The 23,627-nt window shown below is 44.6% G+C and carries 19 protein-coding genes; 13 read left to right on the forward strand and 6 right to left on the reverse strand.

The window, feature by feature from the left end; translation table 11 throughout:
- Nucleotides 1–315: 315 nt before the first annotated feature.
- The gene (locus tag AC3CH3_RS08995; RefSeq protein ID WP_488537004.1) at nt 316–1,059 is read right to left on the reverse strand and encodes a sporulation protein; all 744 of its coding nucleotides are present in this window, start codon (nt 1,057–1,059) and stop codon (nt 316–318) included.
- A 181-nt stretch (nt 1,060–1,240) separates the two neighbouring features.
- Between AC3CH3_RS08995 and hutC the strand changes: the two genes are divergently transcribed.
- The 6 genes from hutC (at nt 1,241) to AC3CH3_RS09025 (ending at nt 8,587) form a co-directional block, all read left to right on the forward strand.
- Nucleotides 1,241–1,954 carry a histidine utilization transcriptional repressor HutC gene (gene hutC, locus AC3CH3_RS09000; RefSeq protein WP_488537005.1) on the forward strand — a complete coding sequence of 238 codons (714 nt, stop codon included), beginning with the start codon at nt 1,241–1,243 and terminating at the stop codon, nt 1,952–1,954.
- A gap of 113 nt (nt 1,955–2,067) precedes the next feature.
- Nucleotides 2,068–3,318: an imidazolonepropionase gene (gene hutI, locus AC3CH3_RS09005; protein ID WP_488537006.1), complete on the forward strand. Its 1,251-nt coding sequence runs from the start codon at nt 2,068–2,070 to the stop codon at nt 3,316–3,318.
- Nucleotides 3,305–4,333: a formimidoylglutamase gene (gene hutG, locus AC3CH3_RS09010; RefSeq protein WP_488537007.1), complete on the forward strand. Its 1,029-nt coding sequence runs from the start codon at nt 3,305–3,307 to the stop codon at nt 4,331–4,333. Before hutI ends, hutG begins: the two co-directional genes overlap by 14 nt.
- Nucleotides 4,334–4,393: 60 nt before the next feature.
- Entirely contained in the window at nt 4,394–6,088 is a 1,695-nt protein-coding gene (gene hutU, locus AC3CH3_RS09015; RefSeq protein ID WP_019821879.1) for a urocanate hydratase, read from the forward strand.
- A gap of 14 nt (nt 6,089–6,102) precedes the next feature.
- A complete protein-coding gene (gene hutH / locus AC3CH3_RS09020) occupies nt 6,103–7,635 on the forward strand; it encodes a histidine ammonia-lyase (protein ID WP_102428045.1) in 1,533 nt (510 codons plus the stop codon).
- Nucleotides 7,636–7,861: 226 nt separating this feature from the next.
- Nucleotides 7,862–8,587, forward strand: coding sequence for a DUF3581 domain-containing protein (locus tag AC3CH3_RS09025; RefSeq protein ID WP_010438254.1), 726 nt, complete (start codon nt 7,862–7,864; stop codon nt 8,585–8,587).
- A 120-nt stretch (nt 8,588–8,707) separates the two neighbouring features.
- On the opposite strand, the gene AC3CH3_RS09030 is transcribed toward AC3CH3_RS09025, so the two are convergent.
- From AC3CH3_RS09030 to ydiJ, 3 genes are all read right to left on the reverse strand, one after another.
- On the reverse strand, nt 8,708–10,333 hold the full coding sequence (locus AC3CH3_RS09030; RefSeq protein WP_488538172.1) for a S1 family peptidase: 1,626 nt from the start codon (nt 10,331–10,333) through the stop codon (nt 8,708–8,710).
- Nucleotides 10,334–10,484: 151 nt separating this feature from the next.
- Nucleotides 10,485–10,946, reverse strand: a complete 462-nt coding sequence (locus AC3CH3_RS09035) for a methyltransferase family protein (protein ID WP_019821872.1) — start codon at nt 10,944–10,946, stop codon at nt 10,485–10,487.
- 67 nt (nt 10,947–11,013) lie between these two features.
- Nucleotides 11,014–14,049 carry a D-2-hydroxyglutarate dehydrogenase YdiJ gene (gene ydiJ / locus AC3CH3_RS09040; RefSeq protein ID WP_488537008.1) on the reverse strand — a complete coding sequence of 1,012 codons (3,036 nt, stop codon included), beginning with the start codon at nt 14,047–14,049 and terminating at the stop codon, nt 11,014–11,016.
- 222 nt (nt 14,050–14,271) lie between these two features.
- Between ydiJ and AC3CH3_RS09045 the strand changes: the two genes are divergently transcribed.
- From AC3CH3_RS09045 to AC3CH3_RS09075, 7 genes are all read left to right on the forward strand, one after another.
- A complete protein-coding gene (locus tag AC3CH3_RS09045) occupies nt 14,272–14,955 on the forward strand; it encodes a DUF3334 family protein (RefSeq protein ID WP_019821868.1) in 684 nt (227 codons plus the stop codon).
- A gap of 209 nt (nt 14,956–15,164) precedes the next feature.
- Nucleotides 15,165–15,854 carry a DUF2786 domain-containing protein gene (locus AC3CH3_RS09050; protein WP_123961915.1) on the forward strand — a complete coding sequence of 230 codons (690 nt, stop codon included), beginning with the start codon at nt 15,165–15,167 and terminating at the stop codon, nt 15,852–15,854.
- Nucleotides 15,855–15,967: 113 nt separating this feature from the next.
- Nucleotides 15,968–16,633, forward strand: a complete 666-nt coding sequence (locus tag AC3CH3_RS09055) for a YiaD family glycine zipper/OmpA-like lipoprotein (protein ID WP_488538173.1) — start codon at nt 15,968–15,970, stop codon at nt 16,631–16,633.
- 157 nt (nt 16,634–16,790) lie between these two features.
- Nucleotides 16,791–17,876 carry a tetratricopeptide repeat protein gene (locus AC3CH3_RS09060; protein WP_488537009.1) on the forward strand — a complete coding sequence of 362 codons (1,086 nt, stop codon included), beginning with the start codon at nt 16,791–16,793 and terminating at the stop codon, nt 17,874–17,876.
- Between the two features lie 165 nt (nt 17,877–18,041).
- The gene (locus AC3CH3_RS09065; protein ID WP_004733419.1) at nt 18,042–18,230 is read left to right on the forward strand and encodes a hypothetical protein; all 189 of its coding nucleotides are present in this window, start codon (nt 18,042–18,044) and stop codon (nt 18,228–18,230) included.
- A gap of 290 nt (nt 18,231–18,520) precedes the next feature.
- Nucleotides 18,521–18,928, forward strand: coding sequence for a SulA-like leucine-rich domain-containing protein (locus AC3CH3_RS09070; protein ID WP_017072931.1), 408 nt, complete (start codon nt 18,521–18,523; stop codon nt 18,926–18,928).
- A gap of 308 nt (nt 18,929–19,236) precedes the next feature.
- Complete coding sequence (locus AC3CH3_RS09075) at nt 19,237–20,340, forward strand: phosphoribosylaminoimidazolesuccinocarboxamide synthase (RefSeq protein WP_019821856.1); 1,104 nt, start codon at nt 19,237–19,239, stop codon at nt 20,338–20,340.
- Nucleotides 20,341–20,492: 152 nt separating this feature from the next.
- Here AC3CH3_RS09075 and AC3CH3_RS09080 read toward each other — a convergent pair whose 3' ends face one another.
- Together AC3CH3_RS09080 and AC3CH3_RS09085 are read right to left on the reverse strand one after the other, a co-directional pair.
- On the reverse strand, nt 20,493–20,870 hold the full coding sequence (locus tag AC3CH3_RS09080; protein ID WP_019821854.1) for a hypothetical protein: 378 nt from the start codon (nt 20,868–20,870) through the stop codon (nt 20,493–20,495).
- 203 nt (nt 20,871–21,073) lie between these two features.
- On the reverse strand, nt 21,074–23,452 hold the full coding sequence (locus AC3CH3_RS09085; RefSeq protein WP_488537010.1) for a helicase-related protein: 2,379 nt from the start codon (nt 23,450–23,452) through the stop codon (nt 21,074–21,076).
- Nucleotides 23,453–23,627 lie beyond the last annotated feature (175 nt).

A 23,627-nucleotide genomic window follows, 5' to 3' on the forward strand; every position in this document is an offset into this window, starting at 1 on the left:
CAACTAGTACGCTGATTGGGGATATATGCATAATAAAGATACCCACATAGAAGCAAATACAGATGCCCCATTTGTGAGTAGCCAAACATTGTAACGAAATAATATGAAATGACAATGTTAGTCCCGCAGCACCACAAAACTATATGACTGAAATGTCTCTTCTATATAGATACTTCTAACGCCTAACCCATAGCTCAATCAGTAATTCGTTGGCTTTATCTACAATACAAAAAAGCCGAACGGATAAGTTCGGCTATAGAAATCGTACTGTCTTGTCTCTATTAATAGAAAAAGCGACTACTAACAGAAAGGGAACTACGCACTCATGATTCTTGAGACTGCATTGTGGATGTCTGAGTCAGCCGCGTTAGCAGGTAAGCTGAATGAAATGTATTGGTCACCGCGGAAGCTCAGTGAGCGGTCGATTTCTGCTAGGCAGTGAACCATAGAACCATCTACGATGAATGACAGTTCGATCTCTTTGTTATTCATGAAGCCGCCACTGCGAAATTCAATCTCTTGGTAACAGCCAGAGCGAGAAGCAAAGCTGTTGCCTTTCAAGAAGCCCTTCTCTACGTCTGCTTTCACCATTGCCATGCCCAATGCTTCCACACCTTGGATGATTTTAGCGACTGTTGGTAGTGGATGAACGGAGATAAAGTCGCGGTCTTTAGGATCGATCGCGAAGCCGATATCTAGGTTGGTTTCAACCCACACATGGCATTGGTTCATTTGTGCGTTCAAGACGGTGACTGGCGTTTCATCATTTAACTTAAGACGGAATGGCACCAATTTGGTTTCACCCGATTGGATCACAAATGGTTCTACCGCTTGAATACGACCTAGTGAAAAAGTTTCGTAACTGGTGCTGTCTTCCGTTTCGACTTTTACTTCGGTGTTGAGAACTAAGTTAATCAGGTCGATTTGTTGCTCAACGTCACCACCAACAATGTGAACATTGCCAGACAACTCTCCACCTTGGAAAACGTCAATATTATCTAAGACGGTATCAACTTTTGCTGCACCGATGCCCAACGAGGCCTTTAATTTCTTAAACATATTATTTCCCTTTGTAATTATTTGATTTACGAATAGTTATTGCGTGACAATTTGCGACACTTGCCCCACAGAATCAAGCAATTTGCCCCATCTATGTTGAATAAGGTCACATTGCCCGAGGAAATGTTGAAATCGTGAAAAAATCCGTTACTCTATTTGTATAGTCAAATAAGGTTTCATTATGTCGAAAGCGCCGCTCTACCTTCAGATAAAACAGTTCATAGACGACAATATCACCAGTGGTCACTGGCCAGTGGGTTACCAGATAACCACAGAACTCGAACTCACCGAGCAGTTCAATGTGAGTCGAATGACGGTCAATAAAGCCATTCGAGATCTGGTGTCTGAAGGCAAGCTCATCAGGAAGCCAAGACTGGGCACTTTTGTTTGTGAGCCTGACGAAAAAGCGCAATCTCCTCTGCTTGATATCAACAACATCGCGCAAGAGATCAAAGACCGTGGCCAAACGTATACTAGCCAAGTTATCAAACACGATAGTATCAAGGCTGATGAAAGCACGGCTACACGGTTAGGTGTGATGATTAACGCTGAAGTATTTTATAGTGAAATCATCCACTTTGCCGACAATACACCGATACAATTGGAAGCGCGCTGGGTGAACTCTCGAGCCGCTCCAAAATACCTAGAGCAAGACTTTTCAAGCTCTACACCCAACGAATACCTTTCAAAAAGCTGCCCGTTAAGTGCTATCGAACACACGGTTGAAGCCATTATTCCAGACTTACAGATCAGAACGTCACTAAAGCTTTCTGAATCAGAGCCTTGCCTTCTTTTGAATAGAAGAACATGGAGCAAAGAACGGCTCATCAGCTTTGCATTGCTCTACCATCCCGGCTCTAAGTACAAATTAAGCTCCAAGATACTTCTAGATTAAAGAACATCATCCTGCTCGCCGATCACATTTTTGCAACATCAACTTGATTCGGGTCAGCGTTTAGCCTATTTATTTGTATATACATTTAATGTTTAGCAAAGATCTAGGTGATTATGAATTTGATCCTCAAAAACGCACGAGTGGTCTCCATGAGTTCGGGAGCCGATGGTTATCAGCCCTCTTCCCCTCAAAATATCGTTATCGAAAACGGTAAGATCGTATCCATCTCTTGTTCAAACCACGAGGCACTTGCTTCTGAATTAGAACAAGTAAGTGTTGATGGTTCTTTGGATTACGTCACCTATGACTGCAAAAACAAGCTAGTAACACCTGGGTTAATTGATTGCCATACTCATCTCGTATTTGCGGGTAATCGCGCCAACGAGTTTGAGCAGCGTTTGAATGGTGTGTCTTACACCGACATCGCCAAGCAAGGCGGTGGCATTCTAGCGACAGTCACTGCAACACGCGCAGCGCAAGAATCCGAACTGGTTGAAATGGCCTTGCCGAGACTTGATGGTCTGCTAAGAAGTGGCGTAACCAGCATCGAAGTAAAATCTGGCTATGGTTTAACACTTGAAGATGAGCTCAAGATGCTGCGTGCAGCCAAAGCGTTAGAGAATCATCGCCGTATTAAGATCACGACCACTCTCCTTGCTGCCCATGCTATTCCACCAGAATATAAAGAGAAACCGGACAGCTATATCGATCTGGTTTGCCAAGAGATCATTCCTAAAGCTGCAGAGCAAGGACTCGCCGATGCAGTTGACGTGTTCTGCGAATCTATCGGCTTCAACCTAGAACAAACCGAACGCGTATTTGCAGCGGCCAAAGAACATGGCCTCGCGATTAAAGGCCACACTGAACAACTTTCTAATATGGGTGGTAGTGCGCTTGCAGCGAAATACGGTGCTCTCTCTGTTGATCATGTTGAATACTTAGATGAAGCCGGAGTCAAAGCGCTGGCGGAATCAGGCACAGTTGCAACCTTATTACCCGGTGCTTTCTATTTCCTAAAAGAGACTCAACAGCCACCTATTGCCCTACTTCGCGAACACAACATTCCAATGGCGATAGCGACCGACTTAAACCCCGGTACTTCTCCTTTTGCTGACCTAACGTTAATGATGAACATGAGCTGCACCCTGTTTGGCACAACGCCTGAAGAAGCACTGCGTGGCGTGACGTGTAATGCTGCGGCTGCCATTGGCGACTCACAAACCAAAGGCAAAGTCGAAGTGGGTTATGCCGCAGATTTAGCTATCTGGAATATCGAGCACCCTGCCGACTTGAGCTATCAAGTCGGTGTTCCTCATCTGCATAAACGCATTGTTAATGGCGAGGTGTGTCATGACTCAATCTAAGTCCAACGGCATCCAAGAGAACGTAAAAACCGTACATAACTTTGTGTGGACTGGGCGTAATGATCTTGAAGATGACGCACTCGGTACTCGCGTTCATCACATTACCAAGCAAGTGCAAAGTAGTGATTTAAGTGACGATCTGACTGACAGCGCTATCGCCTTGGTGGGCTTTGCCAGCGATGCCGGTGTCGCAAGAAATAAAGGACGCGTGGGCGCGAAACAAGCACCCAACCTGATTCGCCAAGCGTTGGCTAATATGGCTTGGCACAGTGACGCACACATCGCAGATATTGGTGATATCGAGTGCAATGATGGCCAGCTCGAAGTCAGCCAAAAACAGTGTGCTTCTGTTATTGCTAATGCTTTATCAACCAACAAAGTGATTACCCTTGGCGGTGGTCACGAAGTGGCTTGGGCTTCTTTTCAAGGTCTCGCTGAGCACCTAAATAACATTCAATCAGAACACAATCCTAAGATCGGCATCGTTAACTTTGATGCTCACTTTGATCTTCGTGAATTTGAAAGCGAAATCGCCGATATTAAACCGAGCTCAGGCACGCCTTTTAACCAGATAAGTGATTACTGCCACATACATCAATGGCCGTTTCACTACGCTTGCCTTGGTGTGAGTGCAGCCAGCAATACCAAAGCGCTATTCAACAAAGCCGACCAACTTGGTGTGTGGTATGAACACGACCGCAACATGACCCAAGTAAACCAAGCCGCTCAACTGGTTAAGTTGCAAAAATTCATCGCTGAGTGTGATTACCTCTATGTCACCATTGATCTCGATGTATTCCCCGCGGCGACTGCACCGGGTGTCAGTGCACCAGCAGCAAGAGGCGTGAGCTATGAAGCACTCGCTCCTTTTCTCGAACAGATTTTCCAACACAGTGAAAAACTCATTATCGCGGACATTGCGGAATACAACCCAGACTACGACGTCGATGGCCAAACGGCTCGATTGGCGGCACGTTTGTGTTGGGATATAGCCAGTGCAATGGCCAGCGACTAATCCAGCTATACCGATAGCTACAACTACAACGATATAACGTGAAACAGAAGGAATTCCAAAATGACGGAACACCACAACAGTGACCCTCGTCTCGACACGACTCGCGAAATTCGCGCACCTCATGGCACCACTTTGCGCGCTAAATCTTGGTTAACAGAAGCACCGCTGCGTATGCTGATGAACAACCTAGACCCAGATGTGGCAGAACACCCACATGCACTGGTTGTGTATGGCGGTATCGGTCGCGCTGCGCGTGATTGGAAATGTTATGACAAGATTGTTGAAGTATTAGAACGTTTAGAAGACGATCAAACGTTACTTGTTCAATCAGGTAAACCTGTAGGCGTGTTCCCGACTCATAAAAACGCACCTCGCGTACTGATCGCTAACTCGAACCTTGTTCCACACTGGGCAAACTGGGAACACTTCAACGAGCTCGATAAAGAAGGCTTGATGATGTACGGCCAAATGACAGCAGGCAGCTGGATTTACATTGGCTCTCAAGGCATCGTTCAAGGTACTTACGAAACCTTTGTCGCGATTGCGAAGAAGCACTTCCAAGGTGAAGCGAACGGTAAATGGGTTCTAACGGGTGGTCTTGGTGGCATGGGCGGTGCTCAACCTCTTGCTGCAACGATGGCTGGCTTCTCAATGATCGCCGTGGAGTGTGATGAATCACGAATCGACTACCGCTTACGTACTGGCTATGTAGACAAAAAAGCCACCAGCTTAGATGAAGCGATGGCAATGATTAAAGAGTCAGGCACGCCAATCTCTGTTGGCTTATTAGGTAACGCCGCAGACGTATTCCCAGAGCTTGTTGAACGTAATATCACGCCTGACGTGGTGACCGACCAAACATCTGCCCACGATCCTCTGAACGGCTACTTGCCGCAAGGTTGGACGATGGAGAAAGCCGCACAAGAGCGCACCATTGATGAAGCAAAAGTGGTGAAAGCCGCTAAACAATCGATGGCGATTCAAGTTCAAGCAATGCTAGATCTTCAGTACCGTGGTGCTGCAACCGTAGATTACGGCAACAACATTCGCCAAATGGCACTGGAAGAAGGTGTGGAAAACGCATTTGATTTCCCAGGCTTCGTTCCCGCATATATACGACCTTTATTTTGTGAAGGCGTCGGTCCGTTCCGTTGGGCGGCACTGTCTGGTGACCCAGAAGACATCTACAAAACAGACCAAAAAGTAAAAGAACTGATTCCAGACAACCCACATCTACATAACTGGCTAGATATGGCACGTGAACGCATTCAGTTCCAAGGCCTACCAGCTCGTATCTGTTGGGTTGGATTGAAAGACCGTGAACGCTTAGGCCAAGCATTCAATGAAATGGTTAAAAATGGTGAACTGAAAGCACCCGTTGTTATCGGTCGAGACCACCTAGATTCAGGCTCAGTAGCAAGCCCGAACCGCGAAACAGAAGGCATGATGGATGGATCAGATGCGGTATCAGATTGGCCTCTATTGAATGCCCTTCTGAACACAGCGGGCGGCGCAACTTGGGTTTCTTTGCACCACGGTGGTGGCGTTGGTATGGGCTTCTCGCAACACTCAGGTATGGTGATTTGTTGTGACGGCAGTGAAGACGCATCACAGCGCATTGCTCGTGTACTTCACAATGATCCGGCCACTGGCGTTATGCGTCATGCTGATGCGGGTTACGATATTGCCAAGCAGTGTGCTAAAGAGCAGAAGCTTGATTTACCTATGCTAAACGAAGAACTTCGTCGCCTTTAATGTCTGGAGAGAACATGTTGAATTTATTACTTAAACCAGGACTTCTAGGCCTACCTGAACTGCGTAAGATTAGCCGTAGCCCTGTGAACTTATCACTTGATCCAGCAGCGATTCCAGATATTGAAGCGAGCATGCACGTTGTCGAGCAAGTGATTGCTGAAGATCGCACCGTGTATGGCATCAATACAGGTTTTGGCTTATTAGCGAATACCAAAATAGCCCCTGAAGATTTAGAAGTACTACAGAAAAGTATCGTACTTTCTCACGCAGCGGGCATTGGTAAATTCATGTCTGATGAAACTGTGCGCTTGATGATGGTGTTAAAAATTAACAGCTTGTCTCGTGGTTACTCAGGTATTCGCCTCAAAGTGATTAATGCCCTTATCGATCTTGTGAACGCACAGGTTTACCCATGTGTTCCACAAAAAGGATCAGTAGGTGCATCTGGAGATCTTGCTCCCCTCGCCCACATGAGTACCGTTCTGCTAGGTGAAGGCCAAGCACGCCACAACGGCAAAATCATAACTGGCTTAGAAGCAATGCAGATCGCTGGCTTGGAGCCAATAACACTTGCGCCGAAAGAAGGCTTAGCGCTGCTAAACGGCACACAAGCATCGACTGCCTTTGCATTAGAAGGTCTGTTCGCAGCTGAAGACTTGTTTGCGTCTGCGACTGTGTGTGGTGCAATGTCTGTTGAAGCCGCACTGGGTAGTCGTCGCCCGTTTGATCCTCGAATTCATCGCGTTCGTGGTCATCGTGGCCAAATGGATGCCGCGCTTGCTTACCGCCATATGCTTGATCAAAAGAGTGAGATTGGTGAGTCACACACTTGCTGTGAAAAGGTTCAAGACCCTTACTCGTTGCGTTGTCAGCCTCAAGTGATGGGTGCCTGTTTACAGCAAATTCGTAATTCAGCAGAAACGTTAAACGTTGAAGCGAACTCGGTATCGGATAACCCATTAGTATTTGCTGAAGACGGCGACATTATTTCAGGTGGTAACTTCCACGCAGAACCTGTGGCAATGGCAGCGGATAACCTAGCACTTGCGATTGCAGAAATTGGTAGCCTTTCTGAACGAAGAATGGCACTGTTGATTGATAGCGCACTAAGCAAACTTCCACCTTTCTTAGTCGATAACGGCGGCGTTAACTCAGGCTTTATGATTGCTCAAGTAACGTCTGCTGCTCTGGCAAGCGAGAATAAAACACTGGCACACCCAGCATCAGTAGACAGCCTTCCAACATCGGCAAACCAAGAAGATCACGTATCTATGGCAACCTTTGCGGGTCGTCGACTGCGTGACATGGCAGAAAACACCCGTGGCATCTTGGCTGTTGAATACTTAGCAGCAGCACAAGGCTTAGATTTTAGAGCACCAAATCTCTCTTCTCCTCGAGTAGAAGAAGCAAAACAGATACTGCGCGAGAAAGTCAGCTTCTACGACAAAGATCGCTACTTCTCACCAGATATCGAGCAAGCGAACCTATTGCTCAAATTATCAGTGCACAATCACCTAATGCCAGAAGGTATTCTGTGTAGCTTTTAAGGGAGAAACAATCTGAACAACACCCATTAGAGTTTTATATAAACAAGGGCTATTGATTAGCCCTTGTTGCATTGAGCCAAAGACCATATTCCCCTTAAAATCGTCACATACCATCCAACGTATTTATCTAATCGATTGATATATAAGCAAAGTTAACTGGATAGACCATTAGAGCGAAGTTAGTTAGCTATAATCCACCCCAGATTTGATGACTAATAGCGATACTATGTTTCTGACACCTTACTTTTCTACTGAAGACAATCAATTTCAATTCACTCGTGAACAAGCTAGCCACTTTGCTAAAAAAGTAGCCGCTGACTTCAACCCAATTCACGATGAAGACAACAAGCGCTTCTGCGTGCCTGGCGACCTTTTGTTTGCAGTTCTTCTACAGAAAGAAGGCATCAGCCAAAAAATGCGTTTTGATTTTTCCGGTATGGTGGGTAACGGTATTGCGCTAAGCGTTGACAACAAATGTGAGAAAGAAAGCTCACTGGTTGACGAGAAAGGCAAAGAGTACCTACACATGTCTTGTGAAGGTGAAAAGAGCCACGACCAAGCATTCATCGAGCACGTGGTAACAAACTACGTTAAGTTCTCTGGTATGAACTTCCCGCACATCATGGTTCCTCTTATGGAAGAACAACAAATGATGATCAACTGCCAACGTCCTCTTGTGATTTACGAGAGCATGGAAGTTGAATTTACTCGCCTAGACCTGTCTCACCCAGAAGTTGAATTCTCTGGCGCGACTTTTGATGTTGAAGGCAAACGTGGCATCGTGACCCTGAACTTCGATTTCAAAGAAGACGGTGAAGTAGTCGGTAAAGGCGTGAAACGCATGGTAGCAAGTGGTCTTAAGCCATACGACCAAGCTTCTGTAGACGACCTAGTAAACCGCTTCAACGAGCGCAAAGAGATGTTTCTAGCTCAGTTCGCAGCCGCTGCATAATCAGCATTCTTATTTACATCAAGTGGTGTAAATAGCTCTAGAACAAGATCAATAAAGCCCAGCTTGATATCCTCAAGCTGGGCTTTTTAGTTCTTAACCATCAAATTATATTTGTACTGGTTACTTTTTAAACTTCAGTGGTGAAGGTAACTTTCGTACAATCAAACCGCCTAAAAGCATAAATAACCAATGCCAAGCCAGAGAACCGCCACTGCTACCAGAGCTTCTCGCATCCTGCGAACCATCTGGATCGGGTGTCTTTATCTCATCGGCATAAGCAAAGTTGTTGACCGTAACTCTGTCATCCCCGAGGGAAACGGAGCCATCTTTGACATACTTAATAGCAAAACTATTATTAGAATCTCTCACCAGCGGAAGGCTTAGCGAGCCAGCAAGTTCACCCGAATCTACATAGAATTCTCGTCCGTTAATATAGACTTCAAGGTAATCATGATCCAACTCAGACGATACCGTCACATCGAAAGACACTGTCCCGGTCGGTATACCCTCTACAACCAACATTATCGATTCGCCGCTACCTATTGATGGAGAGACGATTGTTGATCCTTCGGTACCCCACGCTTGTGTGCTGTAGACACCACCGTTTGGTACACTCACATAAGAGTTTACAGTATTCGTTACAGATCTCGCCCCTATAACAGAAGCCGTTGATGTAACCGTGCCCAGTAGTGAATCAGTTTCAACATTAATGCCAAATTTATGTTCGCCAATTGAGTTTAGGTTATAACTCACCACTACTTCACAGCTTTGCCCTGCAGTTAAAGTGCTACACCCATCATTAGTTATATAAGTATCACTACCAGAGATTGGATAAACACGGTTTACTTCGATGTTTTGGTCAGATTTATTGGTAAATTCAAAGGTATGTGAGATAGGCGCCAATAATCTTGCACCTAACGTTTCCATTTGACGATAACTAAACCCTGCTTTCTGCTCATTAATCCAATCATCGAAATAACTAATATTGGTGTACACTCCATAGGCATTGGCCTGTGCACAGCCTTTACCCCAACTTACAATGCCTAGTTGCTCATATGTTCCATTTGTCGAGACAACGATTGGGCCACCACTGTCACCCTGACAAGAGTCATAACCACCATCACTGTAACCCGCACAGAATGCATCACTGCCAATTGACGCATAGCCACTGTGAGAAACGCTATTACATTCGTACTGGTTAACTAAAGGAACATCCACCTGATACAGCTCACTCTTCGATGCATAATCATCTGATGCGTCATGATCTCCCCAGCCCATGACGGTTAGAATCTGACCATCATTCAGGTTACCGCGCATGTAGGCATCAGCGAGATTAACCACAGACTCCGATGGCTTATCGACGAGTTCAATAATGGCTATGTCGTTACTTATAGGATTAGGAGTGTAATACTGATGTAAATATATATTTTCAACAGCGTACCTGTGTTGTGCTGCTTGAGAGGTAGAAAGATTGGATACGCCAATCACCACATCGAGATCTTCACGGCCATTACCTTCTACACAGTGAGCAGCGGTGAGGACATATCTCTCGCCAATAAAGCTCGCACCACAAAACTGACCGTCATAAGCATTCACGTTTCTTGAGACTAGCGCAGCCATAAATGGCCAATTTCCTTGTGTTGCTTCTTTACCGTTTATAATTCGAGCTGAAACATCTGCCAACACCGACGTTGAAGACAGACTCACTACACAGACACCTAGCGACAACCATTTCGCCTGAACAATTTTCATTACCTAGCCTTTATTCATTTTAATAATGAAGCGCAGACTATTTTATAAGAAATCAATATGAAACCTAAAACACATTAATTTGTGATATAGATCAACCAAACGATAATAATTCTTATCTGATTACTTAATTGTATTTGAATCCACATCAGATCCAGCGTCTAACCTTTTGTTTGTAATCAACATATTCCGCACCGAATAATTGCTCTAGAGCGCGTTCTTCTGGCTTAATTTGGAACTGATTCATGTAGATTACGAATACAAAACTGAGCAAAACACTGAATAGGTTTTGGAAGAAGTAGCCAAAGCAAAACAGTAGGATAAATAGCCCTAGATACATTGGGTTTCGCGTGTAGCCAAAAATTCCACTGTCCACGACTGCGGATGCGGTTTCGACTTTGATCGGATTAACGGTGGTTTTCTGTTTACGAAACTCCCATATGCCTGATATTCCAATAACGCCACTCAATACAATCCCGATACCGAGCACAGCTATTCCATAAGGCAGTGCCAATGTTCCTTGGCTCAACTGCTGAGCACAGAAGTACGAGGCCATGAATACAATAATGAACAGTGCAACGGGTGGTACTTTTAACTCTAGAAATCTCATAGCTTTCCTTATTAACAATTCCATTGTTAGTTTAGAAAAAAGCCCAGCAATTGCTGGGCTAAATGTATTAAAGAATTTTTGCGAGCGCCTGTAATGGGTGGGCAAGCTTCTCACCCTCAAAACGCTTCACTTGGCTTCGACAGGAATAACCCGTCACTAAGCAACGCTCTTTCGGTAAGTCTTGCATCCTTGGCTTCCAACTTAAACCGTATATATCTTTCGACATTTGTAGCTTATCGACTTCGTGCCCGAAGGTGCCCGCCATGCCACAACAGCCGACAGGAACGCTGGTTAACGCAGCACCAAAGTGTTTGAAGATAGCACCCCACTCTTTTTCAGCGTTCGGCATTTTGGTCTTCTCAGTACAGTGAGCGAACAAGTACCACATCTCTTCACTTGCAGAACGTGCTTCAAACTCACCCAACGATGGCATTAACCATTCATGCACTGTCAGTACATCAAAGTCTCCGCGCTTGTCAGCCAAGATCTCAACATATTCATCGCGGTAACAAAGCACCAGTGCAGGATCAACACCCACCAAAGGTATACCGATATCAGCAACCATTGACAAGAAATCCGATGTTGATTTCGCTTCACGCGCAAAACGACTTAAGAAGCCTTTGATGTGCAGTGCTTTACCATTTGGTTTAAACGGCAATAACACCGGTGTTTTGCCAAGCTTCTGAGCCAGAGTAACGAAGTCTTCGACTACCTCTGCATCATAAAAGCTAGTAAACGGGTCTTGAACGATCAACACGTGCTGTTTCTTCTGCTCAGAAGAGAGCCCTTCTAGATACTGTAAATCGAAGAGTTGCAGCTCTTTGCTCGCCAGACGATTTTTTAGCGTAGGCACTGACATCAACGGCGCATCGACATAGCCAACTGTTTTCGCCGTTGCGGTTTGTATCCATTTTTGCCCCAATGCAGCGTTCACTACTTTTGGCGCTTTCGCTATCAGCGGCAGCATGGTTTCAATGTTCGCCACTAAATAATCTTTCGCAGGGCGTTGATAACGCGAGTAATAAATGTTTAAGAATCGAGAACGGAAGCTCGGCACATCGACTTTAATCGGACACTGACTCGCACACGCTTTACACGCCAAACAACCGTTCATCGCTTCATGAACTTCATGTGAGAAATCGTACTCGTGGCGTTTGTTCATCGTGTTGCGAACACGTTCCACCATGGTTTTAACCGGAGTATTATCCTTCAGCGCTTCTTGTTCTAAATCGAGAATATCAACGCCTTGTTCAGTCAGTTGACGCAACCACTCTCTTACCAAGCCTGCGCGGCCTTTTGGTGAATGACGACGGTCAGCCGTGACTTTCATTGAAGGACACATTGGCGAGCTAGTGTCGTAGTTGAAACACAAGCCGTTACCGTTACATTCCATCGCTTGCTTGAAGCTGTCACGAACTTGTACGTCGATCTGACGGTCGTAAAAGCCACGCTTGGTATCAGTAACCTTCACCAATTCAGCGTCACTTTCTAAAGGCGTACAGATCTTGCCAGGGTTCATCTTGTTATGCGGGTCGAATGCTGCTTTAACACGTCTTAATTCGGTAAACAGCTCTTCACCGAAGAAGTCTGGGCCATACTCAGAACGGAAGCCTTTACCGTGTTCACCCCACATCAAGCCGCCGTATTTAGCCACCAGCTTAACCACTTCATCAGAGACTTCATGCATCAAGGCTTCTTGCATCGGATCACACAGATCCAATGCTGGACGAACGTGTAATACGCCCGCGTCAACGTGACCAAACATGCCGTAATTCAACTCTTTTGAATCGAGTAACACTCTAAATTCAGAGATGAAATCCGCCAAGTTTTCTGGTGGTACACAAGTATCCTCAGCAAAAGCGACTGGCTTAGCTCGGCCTTTCGCCGCACCTAACAGACCCACTGCTTTCTTACGCATGTTGTAGATTCGGCCAATGCTCGCCAAATCGCTACAAACTTGGAAACCAATCACGCCGGCTTCTTCGCTTTCAACCATGGTTTCAAGGCGTGCAGTCAGCGCTTGAACTTGCTGTTCAACTTCCGCTTCATCTTGTCCTGCAAACTCAACCATGTTGATACCAAGCATCTCTTTATTAGGAACATCGGTCAGCAGGTCGCTCACGGTGTGCCAAACAATGTCTTGCTTCGCTAAGTTCAATACTCTTGAATCCACCGTTTCAACAGACAGTGCTTTCGCTTCTACCATGAACGGCGCATTACGCAGTGCAGAATCAAACGTGTTGTATTTCACGTTAACCAGTGTGCGCGCTTTTGGAATCTTCGTTAGGTTGAGCTTTGCTTCTGTAATGAATGCTAAAGAACCTTCTGCGCCACATAGAACGCGAGTCAGGTCAAAACTGTCATCTTGTTCGTTGATTGCATTCTTTAGATCGTAACCTGTTAAAAAGCGGTTCAACGGAGGGAATTTATCTAAGATTTGAGCGCGCTTGTCTCGACAAACCGCCTCAGTTACTGCAAGTGCATGGTGAGCGAATTCACCCTCAACGGGTAAGCCGTGTGATAAATCAGATTCTAGACATGAACCATCTGCGAACACCGCTTGCAGCGACAATACATGGTCAGACGTTTTGCCGTACTTCAATGACCCTTGGCCCGAAGCATCGGTATTGATCATGCCACCCAAGGTTGCTCGGTTACTGGTAGAAAGGTCTGGAGAGAAAAAGTAACCATAAGGGCGAACAGCGTCGTTCAATTGATCTTTAACGACACCAGACTGAACTCTTACCCAGCCTTCTTTCTCGTTAATCTCAAGAACCTTATTCATGTATCGCGACAGGTCAACCACGACACCTTTTGTTAAAGATTGTCCGTTGGTTCCGGTACCGCCGCCACGAGGGGAAAAAGTCACGCGTTCGTAAGCGGATTTAGAAACCACTTTACCGATAAGCACAACGTCTTGCGTTGTTTTAGGAAGGATGACCGCCTGCGGCAATTGCTGATAGACACTATTATCAGTCGCCACAGCCAAACGGCTAGAAAATTGAGATTCAATGTCGCCAGTAAAGCCCGCTGTTTTTAGTTCATCTAAAAAGCGTACGACAACTGGATCGACATCAGCATTGAGTTGAAGTCTTGGTAACATTTGCTTCCTGCCCCTACTTCGCTGATCCTATCAGCATTGGGTTATCTGAGATTTTTAATAATTTTCTTTGAATTTCGTCACTTTACTACTATTAAGATCATATAAAAAGGTGATCAAATCAGAATCTCAGTGCAAGAATGGAGAAATAGTCACTTTCGTCTTAATTCAGTAACAATATACTGAATAACATTTTGTTTAAGACATCTCCACGAGCACATCACAATGAAAAAAAACAAAACAGTCACAACTGAAGATATCCTTCTTAAACTATGCCAATCAGTCTCAAGCGTACTGACTTCAGCGACGGCTTCTCAGGTGTCCTATTCAGCCATGGTTCAAAAGATCAACAAGACAAGCCTAAAGCCAGATTTTGGTTGCTTCGTTCTGTTTGACGGCGGCTTTTCTGGTCTCGTTGTTATTAATTTTACGTCCAAAGCAGCGCTAGAGATCTACACCAATTACATGCGCAATATGGGCATGCCTGAAAACGAGCTTGCTGTGCTTCATACTTCAGACGAAGTGGGTGATGTATTGGGTGAGTTGATGAACCAATTGGTTGGCGATTTCACCAATAAAATCCGCAAAGAGCTGCAAACCAACATCACACAAAACCAACCGAAAATGCTTGCGCTGAACAAGCAAGTGAACTTGTCTGTTGATACCAACCTAGATCGCCCACAAGCTCGCCGTGTGACCTTCTCTACTGCAAATAACAACATCTTCTATCTTGAGCTTGCAATGGATAAGACAGAGTTCATCCAGTTGGAAGAATTTGAAATCGCAGAAGACGAATGCCCGGATAGCATTCTTGAAGCAACTCAGAAAAAAATGCAAGAATCAAACAAGCCAGCACAAAGCTCAGGCAACGATTCTGCAGCAGATCTACTCGATGAACTGGGTATCTAGCGTGCTAATGCTCTAGTCACTCTAAAAAATCAAGTCACTAACGCCATCAATGCTCTTGATGGCGTTTTTGTTTGTGTAACCAAGCTAGCTTCTGCTGTCCGATATTCCCCGTCTCACTGAGTCATCAAACGAGTTTTGCCTTTCTGTTACCCGCGAAAACATGTAAAATGTTGGACTTTTAAAAATTTGCGGTACTGATTAAATTGTCGATGGATAAGAAAAAAGCCCTAAAGAAAATTGCCAAGTGTCTTGAGCTTGGAAATTCTGCGAACGTCAATGAAGCTGCCAATGCGATAAAAATGGCGCATAACTTGATGCTGAAATATGGTCTCGAAAAAGACGATATTGAATTTATCAAGATGGGGAAAACTCAGTCCAGTCACCTGTTACCTGCAAATATCAGTTCTACACTGCTGCGTGTTATTCGCGGTATCAACACCAAGTTTGGCGTAGAAGCCGTGTTACTGAATCACAAAGGCCTTAAGCGTGTTGAGTTCATTGGTGAAGCCGATCGCGCTATCTTCGCAGCCTTTGCGTTCGATATTATTTATCGCGAACTGAATGAGCACACTGGCCAATTCAGAAATAGCTTTGCTGGCTCAGGCACAGGATCCTTAGAAGTGACACGTCGCGTTAACTCGTTTGTTTCAGGTTGGGTAGAAGGTGCGCTTGAAAAGCTGCCAACCATCACTCCAGACGACGAATCAAACAACAAGATCAATAACTACATTGATAAAGAATTCAAAAATATAGACCGCGAAACGTTCAAGCAACAACTCAAAGAAGCGATGAAAAACCTTACTGCTGATTATGAAGTTGGTTTGAAGAAAGGTCGTAAATTGTCTGTTAATCGACCGGTTGGCGGCACCCAGGCAGCTAAAAAGATAACTAAATCATAGAGCCACTTTACATTGCTTCAGCGTATTGATAAAAACCATCAATAAGATTTACAGGACTATGTTTGTCATTCACATTCATTCGTTTGACAGAAGTACATGATGGAGAAAATACGTTGAAGAAAATCACACTAGCCCTAGCACTTGCTGTCGCTCTAACGGGTTGTCAGGCAACTCAACGCCAAAACGCGACAACTGGCGAATCTGAGACTAACTCTGCAACTCAAGGCGCTCTAATTGGTGCACTCGCTGGTGCCGTTGCTGGTGCTGCAACTGGTGACTCTAAAGACCGTGGTAAACGTGCACTTATCGGCGCAGCAGGTGGTGCGGCTGTTGGTGGTGGTATTGGTTACTACTTTGACCGACAAGAAGCAGCCCTTCGTGAAGAGCTAATGAATTCAGGCGTTCAAGTTGAACGTGTCGGTGAGAACCAACTTCTACTTCGCCTAGAAAACGGCATCGGTTTTGATTCTGGCTCTTACGCTTTGGAATCAAGCATTCACAACACCCTTCGCGGCGTGGCTCGCATCCTCGTTGAATACCCAGACACTAGCCTAGTGATTGAAGGTCATACTGACAGCACTGGCAGCGAATCGACGAACCAAATCCTTTCTGAGCGTCGTGCTGAATCTGTTCGTGCATTCTTGATCTCTCAAGACGTTGCTGCAGGTCGTGCCATTGCTCGTGGTAACGGTGAGCGTTACCCTCTGTGTGACAACAACACCTCTCAAGGTCGTGCTTGTAACCGTCGCGTAGAAATTCAAATCTTGCCGCTTAAGTAGCACGATTAAAGCCCAGTCCGTCTTTATCTATTGAAATAACCTCTATATAGTTGATTATCAGTTATGTTACTCATTTAACGTGATAATAATAATCAACGACCATAAAGCGTATTCATACTGACATATCGATTCTGGGCTTTTTTACGAGACTTATCTTTTGCTGATCCTATCCAACATTCTGCCATCATCACTTCTTAGAACTCTATTTCTAGCCCTCATCTTTTCCACGATACCGTTGTTCACCACACATTTCGTGCACGCAGCAAGCAGTGATGAGTTTTCACTAGAATCACAACCTCAAGATCCAGTTTCTCAATACCAATTGGCTCAAGCTTATGAATCGGGTGTCGACGTTCCTGTTAGCACCAGTGATGCATTGTATTGGTACACGCAGTCAGCAGAAAACGGCAACCCAAACGCGCAATTTAGACTGGGTGAATGGTACTTGGCAGGTACAGGTGTTGAACAAAGTAACAAGCTTGCTTTGGAATGGTTTATTAAAGCAGCGTTGCAAGGTAACCAGCGCGCGCCTATCGAGGTCGCAAAACTCTACGAATCCTCGCTAGAACAAGACCTCCTTCAACCATTAGATAAAGCGCAGCTATGGTATGAAGCAGCCTTAAAAGATAATCCACAAGCAGAAGACGGCTACAACCGCATTTTGGAAGCACAATTCAACCAGCAACGTGCAAAACAGATCTCTTCAATAGAACAGCTCGATGACAGCATCGACTCTGAAATAGACACAAGTCAGGGGTTATCTAAGCACGTTCAATCTAACCAAGCATCACGCTCTAACCTCTCCAGTTCTAACCTAACGCATTCAGACTATCTGATTGGCACAGCCTTAGCCGTGTTGATTTCAATGGTCAGCATCATTGCGACGCTCGTTATCTCAAGAAAAAGACAAGCTCTAAAGTCGGGTGATTCGCGACAGCAACAACAATCACTTGAAGCACAGCTTAGCTCGAAGGACCTTACGATTAAGCAGCAAAAACGCCAGCTGCACACTATGTTCCACGAATTGAAAAAGCAGAAAAACAGCAAAGGTCTAAGTCATTTACAGGTGGCTTGCGCGCTATTTGGCTACACGCCCAGCTCAATTCCTGACCAGAAAAGCATCAAGATCCGATACAAACAGCTATCAAAGATCTACCATCCAGATGGTCACGGATGTGACGAAGAAATGAAACGTTTGAACAATGCGCTAAAAACCATTTCACAAAATGTTACAAGACCGTAAACAAATACACATATTCATTTTTCAAGCTCTTAAAGATATCGATTTTATTGGTGTTGCAATCGATCCCCCTCTCAAAAATGGGTAACAAACTATTAACTAATGGGTCTTACTTGTGTCATAATCTGCGCCGAAAATACACCTGACTTAAACAGGTGAGGAGAGAATATGTTCACAATAGAAGGCGTTTGTGATTGGTGCAAAAAGCCAAGCCTAGTTAAAAAGCACGACTACCTAGATGGTAAGTGTCATCATGCATGTAAAGAATGCAATGATATTGCAACCATTGATGTTCGCCAGTTCAATATTGGTGAAATGGAAATGAGAGCAAAACTCTCCCAAGCGACATTGAGATAAGCAACACCGTGAAATATAAGAAAGCGCCTAAGGCGCTTTTTTTGTGCCTGCGGTTTTAGATCTTCTCTCTTCTCTCTTCTATACAGATGTATAAAGCTCACATTTTTTCAACTTATGAGACAAGACAGTAAATTCATTCAAATTTAATTTATCGCATTATTTCAATGATTTAATTGTTTTCCATCCATAATTACAAACTAAATCGTCCAATAATCCCGCAAAAAACGCTTGATCTTATAAGCGACTAAAACTACTGTATACACATACAGCATGTATATAAGGACAGCAAAATGATTCAAGCACACGTTAAAGCCCAACACTCTAGCCCGCTAGTTCACTGCGCATTTACATCAGTTTCTCGTAAAAGCAAAAATTCAAACGAGGAAGCGTTGTTTGCAAGAATGGCGTTGCTGTCCAATCAACATCAGTGGTTACTGTTTACGGCTCAAACACCAAGACCATCGGCTAAGCAGCTTAAGCAACATAATGTTTGCTGCGACCGCGTTATTCATATGAAAGCCTCTCATCAAATGACTGAGGTAGAGACTGTCGAGAAAGCCATTCGATCTAAGAATGCAAGTGCGATAGTTGCAAGTTCATCGATTGATCAGTTCAGCCAACAGTACCTAAGAACATTGGGGTTACGCTTTCAATGTGAAGTCTTCTTTATGGATGCAAATTCAGAGCGTATTCACTAGACCATATGCTTAATAACATTTGGCTCAAAAACACGGTCCACAAACATAGCTTAATCTTTTAGCTAACAAACTTAAGTTAACTTAACAGCATAGCTCCAAAACACAGTCCAAATATACTGCCTTCCCCTGCCCTACAATTCGCCAAATTTTTAGCGGATTGTTAGGCGGGGGTTTTTATTTGATCAACAGATTTAGCAATCGTTTGCTTTTTCTCTGGAAGCAAATAGTAGATTGGGTATAATGCCCGTCTAATCATGTGCACACCGCACTTCTCTGTATGACGTTTGATAAAAAATAGGAATGTCTAAATGAGCCTTGCTGATCAAGTTCTTGCCGTAAATGATGACCTACCAATCCGTACTGATAAACCTGTCCACAGTGGCAAGGTTCGTTCGGTCTACTGGTTAACTGAAGAAGATAGCCAACGACTAATTAAAGAGAAAGGTTACGATGTAGCACCAGATGCGCCTTTAGCAATCATGGTGATCAGTGACCGTATCTCTGCATTTGATTGTATCTGGCGTGGTGAAGGGAATCTGAAAGGTGTTCCAGGTAAGGGAGCAGCTCTAAATGCTATCTCTAACCACTGGTTCAAATTGTTTAAAGACAACGGCCTTGCTGACAGTCATATCCTTGATATCCCTCACCCATTCGTATGGATTGTACAAAAAGCTCGCCCTGTAATGATTGAAGCGATTTGTCGTCAATACATCACTGGTTCTATGTGGCGTGCTTACGCGAACGGCGAACGTGAATTCTGCGGTATTGAGATACCTGAAGGCCTAGAGAAAGACAAGAAGCTGCCTGAGCTACTTATCACGCCTTCAACAAAAGGGATTTTGAAAGGTATCCCTGGTGTTCCAGAAGCTGACGATGTGAACATCACACGTAACAACATCGAAGATAACTTCGCAGCGTTCAACTTTACTCAAGCAAGTGACATCGCGCATTACGAGAAGCTGCTAAAAGAAGGCTTCAACGTGATCAGCCAAGCACTGGCGAAAGTAGACCAAACCTTTGTCGACACTAAGTTTGAATTTGGTTACGTCAACGATGCTCAGGGCAAAGAAAAACTTATCTACATGGACGAAGTTGGTACTCCAGATTCATCTCGCATTTGGGATACTCAGGAATACAACAACGGCAACATCGTTGAGAACTCAAAAGAAGGCTTCCGTCAGTTCTTGCTTAACTACTTCCCTGATGCCGACATTCTATTGAACAAAGAACGTATGCCAGAACGTGAAGCACTAGCTCGTGACAATGAACTACCTCTTGATTCGCTAATGTCTCTGTCTCGTACTTACCTTGATATCGCTGCGAAAATCACAGGTGCTGAGATTGTCTTGAGCGAAAATCCTAAGCAAGAGATCATTGATGTTCTGCGCGCTGACTATGGGCTAATCGACTAGTCGCTTTATTGCTTCTTTATCTCAAAGTAAAAAGCTAGAAAGCTAATAAGCTCGTATACACAAGTTTTAGATACTAAAAGGGCCTCAATATTTGAGGCCCTTTTTACGTGTGCGTTTTACTATTCCTGAAAGAGGTTATAGGCAAACTGAAGTTACAGCCTAATCGTGAACTCTTCTCCAGAATTACCCGCAATCACTAAATGACTGCGCGATTCAATATACTCGATCTGCTCTTCTTCAAGAGAATATGGCATCACTACTTTGAGCTCATTGATTCCTTCCAGCTTCGCGAGCTTGAGTAAGGTCACAATATTCGACTCATCACTTTTACGCGTCGACATTGATTTCAATGCCATCTGCCATAAACGATCTTCAGGGCTTGCTAGCTCTTTAATGCTATCTCGCCAGACGGTACTGAATACTGGCGCAATTGTGGTGAGTGCTTCCAGAAAAGTCCATTTTTTACTGCATGAGGCGCCAAGAAATGTTGTGTAATCGAACTCTACACGCGTCTCTTCCTGTTTATCCATGATGTCCCCCGACACTTTGGCAACACAATATACTCAATATCTATCAACTCTTTCTTTATAGCAATAGGATATAGAAGAATAGTCTTTTATGACCTTTTGATTGGTTAAAAAGGCATATAAAAATCAAACTTGTAACAAAATAAGCACTGAAAAATCATATATGCACCTATTTGATTAATATTTTAGAGATAAAACTTATCCATCTATTTGATATCAATTATTCGGCTCGCTTTTTTGTACTGAATGCGCCAGCCTGACCATGTCGGCAGCTCCCAACGTTTTGGCGATAACTTTCGACTACCCGATTGATAGTGAACGTAAATCAGCTTTCTCGCGGGCAAGTATTCTACATCGAGTTGCAAGTCGGCAAGGCTCAATGCAAACGGGTATTTTTCCGAAAATTCTGAATAGAGCCAAGTTGGAATGCCATCGAACGGTATGTCTGAGTGGTCAAACATTTCCAATTCGCTGACATCAGTAACCCCTAACACTTCAAGCTGCTCTATAAACCATAGCTCAAAGTTAATGTTCTCAATTTCTGGTGTGTATTGTGTTGGCTCATCGAGACCGAGTTTCACATACAGCTGCCAATGCTTAATCTCTTGAGTGCGAACCTTTGCAAAACCAGGAAGTTGAGCACCACTTACCACGAGATCGACGATAGGCTTTAATGATAGTTGCCCTTCAGCCGCGACAAGCTTGGTTGTAATCGTGCGGCCTGCGTACATCAACGCCATCTCGGTAAAGACGCCATCATCATTCACAACGGTTTCACCTTGCTCCCAATCTCCTAACTCAGCATCAACTATAAGCTCAAGAGGAATAGGTGCAGTGACCGTCGCTAAGGTCAGTGTTTGCTTAACCCCTCTTCCCGGTAAGCTGTGAGTGTCCAACACCAACATCGCTTGCGCATTGTCAGGGAAACGATTTTGGCGACCAAGTACAACCTCTAACATCCCGTTGGCAAACGCTTCTTTCCTTTTCAGTCGGCGTACAAACACCAATTCAGGGTGCAACTGAATAATAGTTTCAAGTAGAGCGGTACGTTGATAGCGAGAGGCAACCTCTAACTGGGGAAGTTCAAACACCTCACGCATTTGCTTCGCCAAACCTTGGGCTTCATTCAAAGCCTGCTGGTCTATTTCAAGATGCGGATAATCACGACCGCGAACAATCTGAATTAACAGGGATAAATCACACTCTTCTTTTTCTTGTTGAGCGAGCGCTTCTAGATGTTCTGCATTATTAGGTAACTGATATAGGCGAGCAGGAACAGATAGCGCCGCCGTGAGATCGACCATCGCTTCTTTTAATGCTTTGGTTTTGATTCGAGTAACGATATCGGCATACAAAGCGTCAATCGGCAACGGATACAGCTTTTTGCCATGCTCGGTAATTTGATGGTTGCCGTTAATTGCTTCCATCGTCAGCAAGGTTTGAGTTGCGCTATTTAGCGACTTCTCAGGAATAGGATCGAGGAAAGACAAACTCTCAAGCGGAGATCCACAACATGCCGCGGCCAACATAGGCTCGGTCAGCTCTTCACGCTGCAATTCAGGCGGTGTGACTAACTCTAACGCCGCATGCTCACCATATAGACGCACACAAACGCCGTCCATGACCCTACCCGCGCGGCCAGCTCGTTGTTTGGCACTGGCTCGTGATATGGATTTAAGCATCAGAGTTGTTCTGCCATTACGCTGAACAGTGCGCCTTTCTAATCCTGAATCTATCACCACACCTATGTCAGGAATGGTTAATGAGGTTTCTGCAACGTTGGTCGCAAGAATGACCTTTCTCAAACCATTACCTGCAGTATCGATATTCCGACCCGATAACGCTAAATCTCGCTCTTTATCACTGACCGACGCATGCAATTTAATGACTTGGATATCTGGATTTTTCGCTAAGGCTTGTTCGCATTGCACAATCTCTTTTTTACCCGGCAGAAAAACCAACATATCGCCGAAAGACGCAATTAATTGATGATTCACTTCTTCCGCGATGCGCTGCTCTAGATGTCGGATATCAGGCAGAGTTCTGGATTCATTCGCTCTGTGTTCAATCTCAACTTGATAAGTTCGGCCTTCACAACTGATTCGATTCGCATCCAAATAATAAGCAAGGCGTTCACCCTCAATGGTTGCTGATGTGCTCACCAAACGGTGACTCGCTTTTTGTTTCAGAATCGCCACCAGCAAGTCGATGTCCCAGCGTCTCTCATGAAACTCATCCACCACGATCACGTCAAAGCTAGCGAGCCCATCTTCTGACAGCCAACGCAGCGCGATACCGGGCGTAACAAAAACAACGTCCGTTTGCTCGTTGTATTCCGATTCGAGCTTAATCGCATAGCCCACTTTGCTACCAAGCTTCACGCCCGATTGTTGTGCGAGATATTTAGCCAGTGAAGTACACGCGATGCGTCTTGGCTCAACCACCAGAACTCGCCCATGTTGGGAAGCCCAAATTGGCAATCGCGTAGATTTACCTGATCCGGTTTCAGCCTCTACTACAAGGTGAGAATTAACGATTTGTTGGTGGAATACATTTTGATAAGCATCGATGGGAAGTAATGACATAAAAGGGAGCGTCGCGAAAAAGTGTGAGCAAAGTATAACGAATTATCGTGTTGAAATTCGATAAGTGTGGGACAGAGGTAAGAATATCATTTTGTTTGCTCAGATCGCGGAGAAACTATTTACAATTGAATAACTAAACCGTTATCATTTTTCAGTTACCCTTTCTCCCATATTA

The organism is Vibrio sp. QJM3NY_35, from assembly GCF_057785915.1.